At 60.5% G+C, this 14,579-nt stretch carries 7 protein-coding genes and 1 rRNA gene; 4 read left to right on the plus strand and 4 right to left on the minus strand.

The window, feature by feature from the left end:
• Nucleotides 1-8 precede the first annotated feature (8 nt).
• The 4 genes from rrf (at nt 9) to recD (ending at nt 9,525) form a co-directional block, all read left to right on the plus strand.
• Nucleotides 9-124, plus strand: a 5S ribosomal RNA gene (gene rrf, locus ACRER8_RS05460).
• 136 nt (nt 125-260) lie between these two features.
• Nucleotides 261-3,746, plus strand: a complete 3,486-nt coding sequence (gene recC / locus ACRER8_RS05465) for an exodeoxyribonuclease V subunit gamma (protein WP_431745328.1) — start codon at nt 261-263, stop codon at nt 3,744-3,746.
• Nucleotides 3,743-7,441, plus strand: coding sequence for an exodeoxyribonuclease V subunit beta (recB, locus tag ACRER8_RS05470; protein WP_431745329.1), 3,699 nt, complete (start codon nt 3,743-3,745; stop codon nt 7,439-7,441). The genes recC and recB overlap by 4 nt, the downstream gene beginning before the upstream one ends.
• Nucleotides 7,438-9,525: an exodeoxyribonuclease V subunit alpha gene (gene recD / locus ACRER8_RS05475; protein WP_431745330.1), complete on the plus strand. Its 2,088-nt coding sequence runs from the start codon at nt 7,438-7,440 to the stop codon at nt 9,523-9,525. Before recB ends, recD begins: the two co-directional genes overlap by 4 nt.
• A 162-nt stretch (nt 9,526-9,687) precedes the next feature.
• Here the strand turns inward: recD and ACRER8_RS05480 are convergent, their stop codons facing one another.
• The 4 genes from ACRER8_RS05480 to ACRER8_RS05495 form a co-directional block, all read right to left on the minus strand.
• Nucleotides 9,688-11,235 (minus strand): amino acid ABC transporter permease/ATP-binding protein, encoded by a 1,548-nt coding sequence (locus ACRER8_RS05480; RefSeq protein ID WP_431745331.1) that lies wholly within the window; start codon nt 11,233-11,235, stop codon nt 9,688-9,690.
• A 168-nt stretch (nt 11,236-11,403) separates the two neighbouring features.
• Nucleotides 11,404-12,222: an ABC transporter substrate-binding protein gene (locus ACRER8_RS05485; RefSeq protein WP_431745332.1), complete on the minus strand. Its 819-nt coding sequence runs from the start codon at nt 12,220-12,222 to the stop codon at nt 11,404-11,406.
• A 59-nt stretch (nt 12,223-12,281) separates the two neighbouring features.
• Complete coding sequence (locus ACRER8_RS05490) at nt 12,282-13,346, minus strand: isopenicillin N synthase family dioxygenase (RefSeq protein ID WP_431745333.1); 1,065 nt, start codon at nt 13,344-13,346, stop codon at nt 12,282-12,284.
• 13 nt (nt 13,347-13,359) lie between these two features.
• Nucleotides 13,360-14,229: a sugar phosphate isomerase/epimerase family protein gene (locus ACRER8_RS05495; protein WP_431745334.1), complete on the minus strand. Its 870-nt coding sequence runs from the start codon at nt 14,227-14,229 to the stop codon at nt 13,360-13,362.
• Nucleotides 14,230-14,579 lie beyond the last annotated feature (350 nt).

Below are 14,579 nucleotides of genomic sequence, written 5' to 3' on the forward strand. Positions count from 1 at the left end.
CCGAATTTCTTGACGACCATAGAGCATTGGAACCACCTGATCCCATCCCGAACTCAGCAGTGAAACGATGCATCGCCGATGGTAGTGTGGGGTTTCCCCATGTGAGAGTAGGTCATCGTCAAGATTAAATTCTAGAACCCCATTTGCGAAAGCAGATGGGGTTTTGTTTTTGCGCGCGGAAAACTCCCTTTCCACTCTCTGGTGCTTCACCAGCGCCCCCTCTGTTAGTCTTTCCCCTCTTTAACGCCAAGGAAGCAGTCATGCCGGTGACATCCAACCTCAATCCCGGGTTCATGGTGGTTCATGGCAATCGCCTGGATGAACTGCGCAGCCTTGTGGTGTCGTGGATGCGGCGTTATCCGCTGACACCTCTGGAGAACGAAGTCGCGCTGGTGCAAAGCAATGGCATCGCTCAGTGGTTGAAATTAGCTTTGGCGGAAGACACACAGGATGACGATCAAGGCGGATGCGGCATCGCAGCCGCGATCGATGTTCAGCTCCCCGGCAGCTTCATGTGGCAGCTGTACCGCGCTGTGCTGGGTAAAGATGAAATTCCCGAAACGTCCCTGCTCGATAAAGCCCCTCTGACTTGGCGACTGATGCGGCTGCTGCCTGCGCTGATCGATCAGCCTCACTTCGAGCCGCTGCAACGCTTCCTGACGGCAGACACCGACCTTCGCAAACGCTATCAGCTGTCGGAGCGGCTGGCCGACTTGTTCGACCAATACCAGGTGTATCGCGCCGACTGGCTGGAAGACTGGGCCGCTGGCCGCCATCAGCTGAAAAACGTAAGGGGGGAGGCCAAGCCGCTCAAGTCCGAGAACTGTTGGCAGGCCGAGCTATGGCGTGCGCTGCTCCACGACGTCGGCGCGGAAGGCATGGCCCAAAGCCGGGCGGGTGTGCACCAGCGCTACATCGAACGCATCAATGCCATGACTGAAGCCCCCGTTGGGTTACCCGCGCGAGTCATCGTATTCGGTATTTCCTCACTGCCCGCTCAGGCGCTAGAGGCTTTGGCCGGGCTGGCTCGTTTCAGTCAGGTCCTGCTCTGCGTGCACAACCCCTGTCGCCACCACTGGGCAGACATCGTTGCCGACAAGGATCTGCTGCGGCATGAATACAAGCGTCAGTCGCGCAAGGCGGGGATGCCCGTGACGCTCAATCCGGATTCACTGCACCAGCACGCCCATCCGTTGCTCGCAGCCTGGGGCAAGCAAGGTCGCGACTACATCAACTTGCTGGACAGTCACGACGACCCTAATAGTTATCGCTCGATCTTCCGCGACGGCCGCATCGACCTGTTTAGCGAAAGCGACCCCCATAACATTCTCAACCAACTGCAGGATGACATCCTCGAGCTTCGCCCATTGAGCGAAACCCGCGAACTGTGGCCCGCGGTCGACGTAACGACCGACCGGTCCATCCGCTTCCATGTGGCTCACAGCGCCCAACGTGAAGTGGAAGTACTCCACGATCAGCTGCTGGCTCGCTTCAGCAAGGATCCGAACCTGCGCCCTCGCGACGTCATCGTGATGGTGCCGGACATCGACAGTTATGCGCCGCACATTCGCGCCGTATTTGGTCAGCTTGATCGCGATGATCGTCGCTTCATCCCCTTCACATTGGCTGACCAGGGCCAACGCGGCCGTGATCCCCTGCTGATCGCGGTCGAGCACTTGCTGAAGATCCCCGAAAGCCGCTTCCCGGTCAGCGAGATTCTTGATTTGCTCGATGTCCCGGCCCTGAGAGCACGTTTCGGCATTAACGAGCGTGATCTGCCGACCCTGCATCGCTGGATCGAAGGCGCAGGCGTACGTTGGGGGCTCAATGCCGGGCAGCGTGAAGGCCTCGGTCTTCCCGAGGCTCTGGAGCAAAACAGCTGGCACTTCGGCCTGCGCCGCATGCTGCTGGGTTACGCCGTCGGGGCGGGCGTAGCCTACGACGATATCGAACCCTACGACGAGATCGGCGGGCTCGACGCTGCGCTCATCGGTCCACTGGTGGCGCTGATCGATGCGCTGCAAGTGGCCCACGCTGAGCTGTCGGAAGCCGCCACACCGCCGATTTGGGGCGCGCGTCTGCAAGCCCTGATGCAACTTTTCTTCAGCGCTGACAGCGAGCACGATGACTACTTACTCGGCCAGCTCGAAACCCTGCGCGAAACCTGGCTGGAAACCTGCGAAGCCGTGGGTCTGCTCGAAGAGCTGCCGCTCACGGTAGTGCGCGAAGCCTGGCTCGCCGGTCTCGATCAGGGACGCCTGTCCCAGCGTTTCCTCGCAGGCTCCGTCAATTTCTGCACCCTAATGCCGATGCGTGCAATTCCCTTCAAGATCGTCTGCCTGCTCGGCATGAACGACGGCGATTACCCACGTGCGCAACCTCCGCTGGACTTCGACCTGATGGGCAGCGATTACCGCCCAGGTGACCGTTCACGCCGTGAAGATGACCGCTATCTGTTGCTTGAGGCACTCCTGTCGGCGCGCGATCAGCTGTATGTCAGCTGGGTAGGGCGCAGCATCCGGGACAACTCCGAGCGCCCCGCGTCGGTGCTTATCGGTCAATTGCGTGATCATTTGGCTAGTGGTTGGCGACTGACCAATGCGGTCGAACCCGAGGACGACAAAAAGCGCGATCCCGGCGAGCAACTGCTGCACAAGCTGACCCTCGAACATCCGCTGCAGCCCTTCAGCGCCAAGTACTTTCAAGAAAGTCTGGAGTTCTTCAGCTTCGCCCGCGAATGGCAGGTGCTGCATGAGGCGGTCGCCGAGGCGGGCGAAATCAAGGCGCTGGAAAGGCACGAGCAGGAAGAGCCGCTGAGCCTGATGCAGTTGCAGGATTTCCTACGCAATCCGGTCAAACACTTCTTCAGCCAGCGTCTGAAAATCTTCTTCGAAGTGGCCGAAGCGCCATTGGCCAATGAAGAACCGTTCGTGCTCGACGCCCTTGAGCGTTACGGGCTGAGCGATAGCCTGCTGCAAGCAGCGTTGATTGCTCCTGAAAATCCGGACGATTCCCTCAAGAGTCAGGCGATTCGCCTACAAGCCAGTGGTCTGCTGCCAATGGCCGGATTCGGCACCCTGCTGCAAGAGGAGTTGATCGAGCCGTTGCCGAATCTGGTTCAACGTTATCACGACCTGTTGCTCAAATGGCCCGAGCGCTTGCACAGCGCGTTGCCTGTGACCTATGCGCATCAAGGCGTCGAGCTCGACGGCTGGCTCGATGGTCTTTACCAGAATGCCCACAATCAACTCCTGGCCGTGACCGCGATTCCGAACGCTATCGGTGGCAAGAAGTCCCGCAAGTGGCATCGATTGACCAAACCCTGGGTCAACCATCTGGTCGCCTGTGCCTGCGACCTGCCACTGACCACCGCATTGGTCGCCAGCGACGAGACGCTGCTGCTACCGCCGCTGGACAAAGACACAGCAACGAGAACCCTCAACGACCTGCTCCTCGCTTGGCAACACGGCATGCAACGCCCTCTGCCAATCGCTGTGAAAACCGCTTTCGCCTGGTTGGGCCAGAGCGATGAAGTCAAAGCCGGAGCGGCTGCGCGCAAAGCTTATGAAGGCGATGGTCAGAACAGCAATGGCGAGCGGGCGGAAAGTACGGCACTGGCGCGTCAGTTCCCGGATTTCGATGCGCTGCTCGACAGTGAAGAATTCGTTGGCTGGTGTGAGTCACTGTACAAACCGATTTTCGAAGCGCCTTGGCAATCCCTGTCCAGCGAGGAGGTCGGAGCATGAGTGACATCCAAAAGCCCTTGCCTTTACGCTTTCCGCTCAAGGGCAGCCAACTGATCGAGGCCAGTGCCGGCACCGGCAAGACCTTCACCATCTCGGCGCTGTACCTGCGCCTGGTACTTGGCCATGGCAGCAAGGTATCCGGTTTCGGTCGAGAATTGCTGCCCCCGCAAATTCTGGTGGTGACCTTTACCGACGCGGCGACCAAGGAATTGCGCGATCGCATCCGCACACGTCTGGCTGAAGCCGCGCGCTTTTTCCGTCAGGAGATCGAAGCCCCGGACGCCTTGATCGCTGATCTGCGCGATGACTTTGCGCAAGAGCAATGGGCCGGCTGCGCGAGTCGTCTGGACATCGCCGCGCAGTGGATGGATGAGGCGGCGGTGTCAACCATCCACAGCTGGTGTCAGCGCATGTTGCGCGAGCACGCTTTCGACAGCGGCAGCCTGTTCACACAGAGCCTGGAGACCGACCACAGCGATTTGCTGGGCGAAGTGCTGCGCGATTACTGGCGCAAGTTCTGTTACCCCATGACCGGCGATGCGCTCAACTGGGTGCGCGATAACTGGGGAGGTCCAGCGGCATTGTTGCCACGGGTTCGGGCCCTGTTCGGCAGCGATCGCGCGACTGTCACCCAATCTCCGACGCAACTGATTGAAGCATCGATTCAGAAGCGACGCGAAACCCTGAAGACACTCAAGTCTCCGTGGGCCAATTGGGCTGCCGAGCTGCACGCGATCTGTCTGGATGGCGTGGCGTGCAAGGTCGTCGATGGTCGCAAGATGCAGGAGCGCTATTTCAGGCCCTGGTTCGACAAGCTGATCGCCTGGGCCAACGACGACGAGCAAGAGCAGTTGGATCTCGGCACCGGTTTCACTCGCCTGACCCCCGACGGCATCGCCGAGGCCTGGAAAAACAATCCGCCGTCGCACCCGGCTTTTGAGGCCATGGTTGAGCTGAAAGTCGCCCTCGACACGCTACCAACCCCCGACGCCGCAGTGCTTGAACATGCTGCCCAGTGGGTCGGTGCGCGCTTTGAAGAAGAGAAGCGTCGTCGCGCCGAAATGGGCTTCGACGACATGCTGTTGCGCCTGGATGCCGCGCTGCGGGGTTCGGGTGGCGAGCGCCTGGCGACCTTGATCCGTGAACAGTTCCCGGTCGCGCTGATCGACGAATTTCAGGACACCGATCCTGTGCAGTACCGGATTTTCGACAGCATTTATCGTTTGCAGGACAACGAAGAAACGACTGGGCTGTTTCTCATTGGCGACCCCAAACAGGCGATTTATGCCTTCCGCGGCGCCGACATCTACACCTACCTGCGCGCGCGCTCCGCAACCACGGGGCGCCTGCACACCCTGGGCACCAACTTCCGCTCAAGCCACGCGATGGTCGAGGCGGTGAATCATGTGTTCGTGCGTGCGGAAGACAGCCCGACCGGGCGTGGTGCGTTTCTGTTTCGCAGCGCCGATGGCAATCCGGTGCCGTTTCTTGCAGTCGGTTCCCAGGGACGCAAGGAAAGCTTTCAACTCGATGGCAATGTCGTCGCTGCGCTAAACGTCTGGCAACTGGAAAGCGATCAGCCGGTGTCGGGCGCTGTGTATCGTCAGCAACTGGCTACCAGCTGCGCCAGTGAGATCGTGCGCTTGCTCAACGCCGGGCAACAAGGTCGAGCCGGTTTTGCCAAAGCCGGTGAGCCGCTGAAGGCCCTGCGACCCGCCGACATCGCGATTCTCGTGCGTGATGGCAAGGAAGCCCAAGCGGTGCGTGCCGAGCTGTCGGCCCGTGGCGTGCGCAGTGTTTACCTCTCCGACAAGGATTCGGTATTCGCTGCGCAGGAGGCCCACGATCTGCTGGCCTGGCTCAAGGCCTGTGCCGAGCCGGATTCCGAGCGTACCCTGCGTGCCGCGTTGGCCTGCATCACGCTTGACCTGCCACTGGCCGAGCTTGAACTGCTGAATCAAGACGAACTGGCGTGGGAAAACCGCGTCATGCAGTTCCGCGATTATCGCCGCATCTGGCGCACCCAAGGCGTACTGCCGATGCTGCGTCGTCTGCTGCACGACTTCGAACTGCCTCAGGCGTTGATCCGGCGCACCGACGGCGAACGGGTCTTGACCAACCTGCTGCACCTCTCCGAACTGATGCAGCAGGCCGCGGCCGAACTCGATGGCGAGCAGGCGCTGATTCGTCATCTGGGTGAACATCTGGCCTTGTCCGGGCAAGCGGGCGAAGATCAGATTCTGCGTCTGGAAAGCGACGAGCAACTGGTCAAGGTCGTGACCATTCACAAGTCCAAAGGCCTGGAATACCCACTGGTGTTTCTTCCCTTTATCTGCTCGACCAAACCGGTGGATGGCAGCCGCCTGCCGCTGCATTTCCATGACCCCGAAGGCCAGGCGCAGATCAGCCTCAAGCCGACCGCCGCGCTGATCGAACAGGCCGACGACGAACGTCTCGCCGAGGATTTGCGTCTGTTGTATGTGGCCCTCACTCGCGCGCAGCACGCTTGCTGGCTGGGCGTCGCCGACATCAAGCGCGGCAACACCAATGGCTCGATTCTGCATCGCTCGGCGTTGGGTTATTTGCTCGGCGGTGGAGAGGCATTGACCGAATCGGCTGGACTCACTCGATGGCTGCAATTACTGGCCGACAATCAGCCGACGCTAAACGTCGAAGCCATGCCTGCACCGACCGCTGAAACCTTCAGCGCACTGCGCAGCGAGACCACGTTGAGCAAGCCGCGTATCCCTCGACGCAGCGCTCGGGAGAACTGGTGGATCGCTTCTTACAGCGCCTTGCGCATTGGCGACACCATTACCGACAGCGGCGATCAGTCCCCCGACAGCCCGCAAGCGCAAAAGCTGTTCGACGATGAACGTCTCGATCCGGATGCGCCCCGCGAAACTCTGGTCAGTGGCGGCGACATCCACCGATTCCCGCGCGGGCCCAATCCTGGCACCTTCCTGCATGGCTTGCTGGAGTGGGCAGGAGAGAAGGGCTTCGCGGCCGCTGCTGCTGATTCGCAAGCGCTGGAAAAAGTCGTCGCGCAACGCTGCAACCGACGCGACTGGAAGGGCTGGATCAACACCCTGACCGACTGGCTCGCGCATCTGTTGAACATGCCGTTGCGCCTGGGCAATGACGTGCAACCGGTCGCTTTGAGCGAGCTGGATCAGCCCAATCAATACCGCGTCGAAATGGAATTCTGGTTCGCCTGCTCGAAAGTCGATGTGGCGCAGATGGACGCGCTGGTGCGTCGTCATACCCACAATGGCGCGCCTCGTGCGGCAGCGGAAACCGTCTCGCTCAACGGCATGTTCAAGGGCTTCATCGACCTGACGTTCGAGCATCAGGGCCGCTATTACGTGGCCGATTACAAATCCAACTGGCTGGGTGTCGACGACGATGCCTACACAGAAGCGGCGATGGAAAACGCGATTCTGGATAGTCGTTACGACCTGCAATACGTGCTCTATCTACTGGCCCTGCATCGTCAGCTCAAGGCGCGTCTGGCCGATTACGACTACGACCGGCACATGGGCGGTGCGGTGTATCTATTCGTGCGTGGCAGCCGGGCGGCGAGTCAGGGCGCATGGTTTACCCGACCCCCCCGCGAGCTGATCGAAAGTCTGGATCTGCTATTTCAGGGACGGGCCTTAATCGAGGAAGCAGTGTTGTCAGGAGACCTCGCATGAACCGCACTTTCGCGCATTTGCTGCCTACGCCGCTGGACGCCGACAGCCTCGCTGCGCTCAAGCCCCTGAGCCACGTCGACGATCTACTGTTGTTGCTTGAGCGCTGGGTCGAGCGCGGCTGGTTGCGTGCACTGGACAAAGCCTTTGTGGGGTTTCTGGCGGATCTGGACCCTGCCGCTGACTCATTGGTATTGCTGGCAGCGGCGTTGACCAGCCATCAACTGGGACACGGGCACGTGTGTCTGGACCTTTACGAAACGCTTAAAGAGCCTGATTTCGCCTTGTCGCTGCCTCCCGAGGGCGACGTGTTGTCGACCCCGATGCTGCTGCCTTCGGCGTTGCTCAAGGCGTTGGACGGCGCAACCTGGTGTCAGGCGCTGGCTGACAGTCTACTGGTGGCCAAGGCCGGTGATGACAGCGAAGCGGCGGCGCAGAAGCCATTGGTGTTATCTGACCGGCGCCTGTACCTGCGCCGCTACTGGACTTACGAGCGCCGGATCGATGCGGCGCTGCATCGTCGGCTGGCGCAGTCCGAGCCTACGCCGGGGGATCTGGCGCAACGTCTGGATGCGCTGTTCGGGCCGGCCAATCCTGCGCCCGACGCGCTGATCGACTGGCAAAAGCTGGCCTGCGCGCTGGCGACTCGCGGCGCGTTCAGCATCATCACCGGTGGCCCCGGTACCGGCAAGACCACCACTGTCGTGCGGCTGTTGGCGCTGCTGCAATCGCCCGCCGTAGAGCGTGGCAAGCCGCTGCGTATTCGTCTGGCGGCACCGACCGGCAAGGCCGCGGCGCGGCTGACTGAATCCATCAGTCATCAAGTGCAGTCGCTGCAAGTGCCGGAAGACGTGCGGCAGAAAATCCCCAGCGACGTGACTACGGTGCATCGCTTGCTTGGCAGTCGGCCTGGCACGCGGCACTTCCGCCACCATGCCGGTAATCCGTTGCCGCTGGACGTGTTGGTGATCGACGAAGCGTCGATGATCGACCTGGAAATGATGGCCAACCTGCTGGACGCCTTGCCGCCTCACGCGCGCATGGTGCTGCTCGGCGACAAGGATCAGCTTGCGTCGGTGGAAGCCGGAGCGGTGCTGGGTGACCTGTGCCGCGACGCCGAAGCCGGCATGTACAGCCCTCAGACTCAGGCGTGGCTGGAGTCGGTGAGTGGCGAGGACTTGAGCAAGAGCGGGCTGCGCCAGGGCGATGATCAACGGCATGCCTTGGCCCAGCAGGTGGTGATGTTGCGTCATTCTCGGCGTTTCGTGGCGGGTAGCGGGATTGGGCAGCTGGCGAAGCTGGTCAACCAGCAGCAGGATCAGGATGCCCGTGCGCTGCTTGCGGGAGGCAGTTACGCCGACCTGTTTTCGCTGGCACTCAAGGGCGAGCAGGACCGCGCCCTGTCGCGCTTGTTGCTGGACGGTCACGGCAATGGCCCGCAGGGCTACCGGCATTATCTGGGCGTGATGCATGCGCAGCGACCACAGCAGTTGACCTCAATCGGAGACCCGCGCTGTGTCGATTGGGCGCGAAACGTATTGAATGCGTTCGACGAGTTCCAGCTGCTCTGCGCCGTGCGCAAGGGGCCGTGGGGCGTGGAGGGTTTGAACCAGCGCATTACGCAGACGCTGTTCGCGGCGCAGTTGATCGAGAGCGATCAGCAGTGGTACGAGGGGCGCCCGGTCTTGATGACGCGCAACGATTACGGCCTGGGACTGATGAATGGCGATATCGGCATTGCACTGCGTTTGCCGGAGGGGCCGGTAGAAGAAAATCGCCAGGCGCTGCGCGTGGCCTTCCCGCGCAACGACGGCAGCGGCGGGGTGCGCTTCGTGCTGCCAAGTCGGTTGAACGACGTGGAAACGGTGTACGCGATGACCGTGCACAAATCCCAGGGATCTGAGTTCGCGCATACCGCGCTGATCCTGCCCGAGGCTTTGAATCCGGTGCTGACCAAGGAGCTGATCTACACCGGCATCACTCGGGCGAAGAACTGGTTCAGCCTGATCGAACCGCGTCAGGGCGTGTTCGAAGAAGCGCTGCGACGCAAGGTCAAGCGCTTGAGTGGGTTGATGTTGGAGGTGTGAGGCGATAGGTCCAGGTTTTCAGGGCTGGCGCCAGATTCCCTGTGGGAGCGAATTCATTCGCGAGACGTTCGTACATTCGATGAAGACTTGGTGGCTGTGCCACCGCATTGCGAATGAATTCGCTCCCACAGGGAATGGGGCGCGGTGGGGCCATTGGACCACTCATGCCTCTTTGCGCACCCGCTCCTGAGCAGCCATACCATCCAACCCCATGAACTTGCGCACCCGCTCGCCGCATTGGTCGGCAAGGATGGTCTGTGGCGAGGCATCGACCTGCACCACACCGTTCTCCATGAAGATCACCCGGTCGGAAATCGACAGGGCGAAATCCATCTCATGGGTGACGATCAGCATCGTCATGCCTTCCTCTGCCAGATCACCGATGACCTTCAGCACATCGCCCACCAACTCCGGGTCCAACGCGGAAGTCGGTTCGTCGAACAGCATGATCTGCGGGTCCATCGCCAAGGCACGTGCGATCGCCACACGCTGCTGCTGACCGCCCGAGAGCTGATGTGGGTATTTATGCGCGTGTGCCAGCAACCCGACCTTGTCGAGCAATGCGTAGGCACGTTGTTCGCTGGTGGCCTTGTCGCGACCGTGATAACGGGGCGCCAGCGTCACGTTGTCGAGGATGGTTCGATGGGGGAACAGATTGAAGTTCTGGAACACCATGCCGATGCGTTGCACGCCGCGCCGAATCTGCGGCGCGTTGGGGCTGTCGCCGGCATGAATAAAGCCTTCGCCGAAGAGAATGATCTCGCCCTTATCGATGGTTTCCAGGCTGTTCACTGTACGAATCAACGAGGTCTTGCCCGAGCCGGAAGGGCCAATGATCGAAATCACCTGGCCGGCGCCGACGTCAAGACTGATGCCCTTGAGCACTTCGTGATGGCCGTAGCTTTTATGAATGTCGACCAGTTGCAACGCAGGCGCCGACCCCGGACCGACATTGGCTTGGCGCGGTTTCACGGCTTGCGCCACCAGCGTTGAACGCAGGCGGCCAAGGGCGCTGTCATCGAGGGTTTGCGGCTTGCGGTTGTTTAGCTCCAGATGCTGTTCGAGCCAGTGAAACAGCCAGCCGAACACCGTAACGATCATCACGTAATACACCGCCACCGCCGACAGGGTTTCCATGACCAGAAAGTTTTGCGCATACAGGCGCTGGCCAACGGTCAGCAGTTCGGTCAGGGAAATCACCGACACCAGCGACGTCAGTTTCACCACGGTGATGTATTCGTTGATCAGCGTCGGCAGGGAAATGCGGAAGGCCTGCGGGATCACGATCAGACGCTGCATGCCAATCAAGCCTATGCCCAATGCACGCCCGGCTTCCTTCTGGCCCTTGGCGACCGAGATCAGCCCGCCACGGTGAATTTCGGCCATGTACGCCGCTTCCGTGACGACCAGCGCCAACAGCCCGGAGTAGAAGGGGTTGGACAGCACTTCGCGGGTGATCGGAAACATCTGCGGCAGGTTGTAGGTAAACACCACCAGCACCAACAGCGGGACGCTGCGGAAGAACCAGATATAAATCGACGCCGGTACGCTGACCCAGCGCATGGTCGAGAGCTTGGCCGAGGCCAGCAGAAACCCCAGCAGCATGCCGATGAACCAACCCAGGGCGCTGAGCTCGATCACCGTGATGCACGACTCCCAGAAGTCCGAGACCGAGAACAGCGAAAAAAAGTAGGACCATTCGAATTGCATACACACACCTCAGCGGGGGCAGGTCCCTGCGGGGGATACCTTGTCAAACACGATTCCCTGTGGGCGTGAGCTTGCTCACGAAGGCAGACTTCCGGCCATGAGAAATGCGCTGGATGGACGGGCCTTTTCGTGAGCAAGCTCACGCCCACAGAGGTAAAGCATCAGCCTTTAATTACTCGGCTCTTCCAGGTTGTACTTCTTCAGCAGGGCCGCGTACTCACCGGATTTCTTGGTTTCGTCGAAGGCTTTGAGCAGCGCCTGATACAGCTCGTCGTTGCCCTTCTTCACATAGATGCCCAAGGTCTGCTGGTAGATCGAATGCTCGGTGCTGACCACCACGCGGCCCTTGGTGCGTTCGGCGATCATGCCGGCGGCGCCATCGATCTCCACTTGCGCCTGAACGTTGCCGGACAGCAGCGCCTGGGTTACTTCAGGGGCGGACGGGAACTCGCTGACCGAGATCGCGCCCTTGTTGTTCGGCGTGCAGTAATCGGTGGACAGCTTGTTGAACTGGGCGACCCAGGTGGTGCCCTTTTCCAGGCCCACTTTCAGGCCGCAGAGGTCTTCCGGCACCTTGGGTTTGATCGTGCTGTCCTTGAGCACCATGATCGCTGCGCCGGTCTTGGCGTAAGCGATGGTCTGCGCCTGAGTCTGACGTTCGGGCGTGATGTACATCCCCGAAATGATCGCGTCGTAATGACCGGCATTGAGGCTCAGGATCAGGCTGGAAAACTTGGTGTCGATGAACTCGGGCTTGAGGTCCATGTGCTTGGCCAGCAGGCGCGACAGGTCCGGGTCGGAACCGACGACGTTTTTCTTCTCGTCATAGGATTCGAACGGCGGATAGGTGATTTCCATGCCGACCTTGAATTGGCCGGGCGTTACTGTGGTGGCGGCCTGGGCCAACGTGGCGTTTAAACAGGAGCCGCCGAGCACGGCGGCCCCAAGAACGGTCAAGCGGACAACAGTGTTCAAAGTGTTGCGCATCGTTGGTGACTCCACGTCAGGAAGGTAGGGCACGGTGTGTTTGGATGTCTTTTGGAGCATCAGGACGCATCCTGTGCCTGATTCTTCAGGTGGCCGAAGCTCGAGGGCTTGCGCGCCTTTTCGTACAATTTCAGTTCGCCGTTCTCAACCTTGCGGCGCAGGTACTGATAGGTCTGCAGGGCCTGGCCGAACATGTGTTCACCGATGGTGATTTCTTCGTAATCGGCAGTGTCACGGGCAAATTGGGGCAACGGCTTGATCTGGGTGTGGAAGTCGCAGGCGAAGAACAGCGGGAACGAGTAACGCTCCTCGCTGACGGTGCGTACCCGATGAGCCGTAGCAACGAACGTACCAGCGGTCATGACCTCCAGCATGTCGCCGATATTGACCACGAACGCGCCTTCGACGGGTGGGGCATCGATCCACTGCCCCAGATCGTTCATCACTTCCAGCCCCGGCTTGTCAGCCAGCAGCATGGTGAAGCACTCGTAATCGGTGTGCGCACCAATACCGGGCGCATCCTGCGCAGCGTCGTCGAACGGGTAGTGAATCAGGCGCAGCTTGGAAGGCGGGCGTGTGACCATTGTGTCGAAGTAGCCCTCCGCAAGGCCCAGCGCCAGGGCGAAGCCGTCGAACAAGCGACGACCCAAGGCGAACACCGCGGCGTAATAGGCTTCGACAGCTGGACGAAACCCCGGCAAGTCGGGCCATTCGTTGGCGCCGATTAGCGGGGTTTTGGCGATCACCAGCGGGTCTTCGTCGCCCACTTCAAAGCCGATGTCGAAGGCTTCCTTGTGGTCCGGCTTGCCCTTGGCATACACCTCTTCGCCTTCCGGCACGAAGCCCTTGTGGCTGCGCGAAGTGCCGATGTAGTGCTGCATTTTGTAGTCCAGGGACTGAGCAAAAAGATCCTTGGCCGCCTGGCGCAGTCCATCGATCAACGACTGTTCGATACCGTGGTTCTTGACGTACAGAAAGCCCACTTCGCGCGCGGCCTTGCCCAGCTCATCGGCCACAGCCTGACGCTGGGCGATGTCGGCGCTGAACAGACCGGCGATGTCGACCACCGGGATGCTGTTGAAGTTGGCGACTTTCGGTGCAGCCGCTTGAGACTGATCAGGCATGGCGAAACGCTCCTTATCGGCTTGTTGTATGTGGCAGGCGCTTGGTATGGGTCAGGCGTTGAAAATGTTCACGTTCGGTCTTGCCCATCCACACGTTCAGCGACCACAGATCGGCCACCGGGACGTTGGTGAAGGGCAGGTGATGCAGGTAACCGTCGGCACCGAATTCGGGGGTCAGGGTGGTGACCTGATAACCGCGTGCCTGCTGGGATTTCCAGATTGCTTCCCAGTGCTGCTGATGGAAAACCAGCTCGGCGGCACGCTCTGGGGCGGCGGGGTGCGGCACTTGCGGGCCCTGGTCATAGCCGACCCGGGCCTGAATGTGATGGACGCGCTCGACGAACGCGCTGAGGTCGTCTTCCGGGTCGTTGAGCAGCCGCTCGCAGGTAACGATCCAGTGGCTGATGTCGCTGGTAAAACGCAGGGCCGGCAACTGGCGAATCAGCTCCAGGGTGACCCAAGGATTGAACAGCGAACGCGAGCGATGGGTTTCGAAGGTGACCTTCTGCCCATGCTTGCGCGCCAGTTCCAGCGCCTGGCCGAAGAAGTCGACTTGCTGCGGCAACTGCCAGCGATCGTTGCCGGCCAGCACGTTGACGAATCGCGGGGTCAGCTCGCAGGACCAGGCGAGTTTCTTTTCCAGATCGGTCAGGTGTTCAGCGGTGGTCGCCGACTGTTCAGGCAGGACGTCGTAGGCGGTAAAAACCGTGGCGATGTAAGGCAGGTGATTGGCCCGCAGAAAGGCGCCGAACTCGGCCCGCTCGACTGGCGTTAGCGGCAGCCGTGCTTCCATGCCGTCGAACCCGGCCTCCAGCAGTTCATCGAGCGCTTGAGCCTTGCTGGCGGCGTAGCCCCACATCGTGCGGAAGATTTCCAGTTTCATCGAACGTCCTCAAAGATTGCGTGGCACATGACATAGCTTCGCCACGGCATACGGGCCGAGACGGGTTACAGCGGCAGTCACATCAGAAAAGGCAATCTTCGGGCCGTGTCTCTACTGGACGGGCTCCTTTATTGGAGGCGATCTTAGGTTCGGCCGATGAACGGAAAGAATAGGAAAGCTCAAATGCATAGTTCAGAGATTTCTAAACTATGGTGGCGACGGGCTTTCTAGACGCAAATTTCGGGTTACCACCTTATTGCAGGAGCCGGCTTACTGGCGAACGCGGTGTGCCATTCAGCTTTGCACCGACTGACACACCGCGTTCGCCAGCAAGCCGGCTCCTACAATTG

The sequence above is a fragment of the Pseudomonas sp. genome (assembly GCF_050739935.1).
GTDB lineage: Bacteria > Pseudomonadota > Gammaproteobacteria > Pseudomonadales > Pseudomonadaceae > Aquipseudomonas.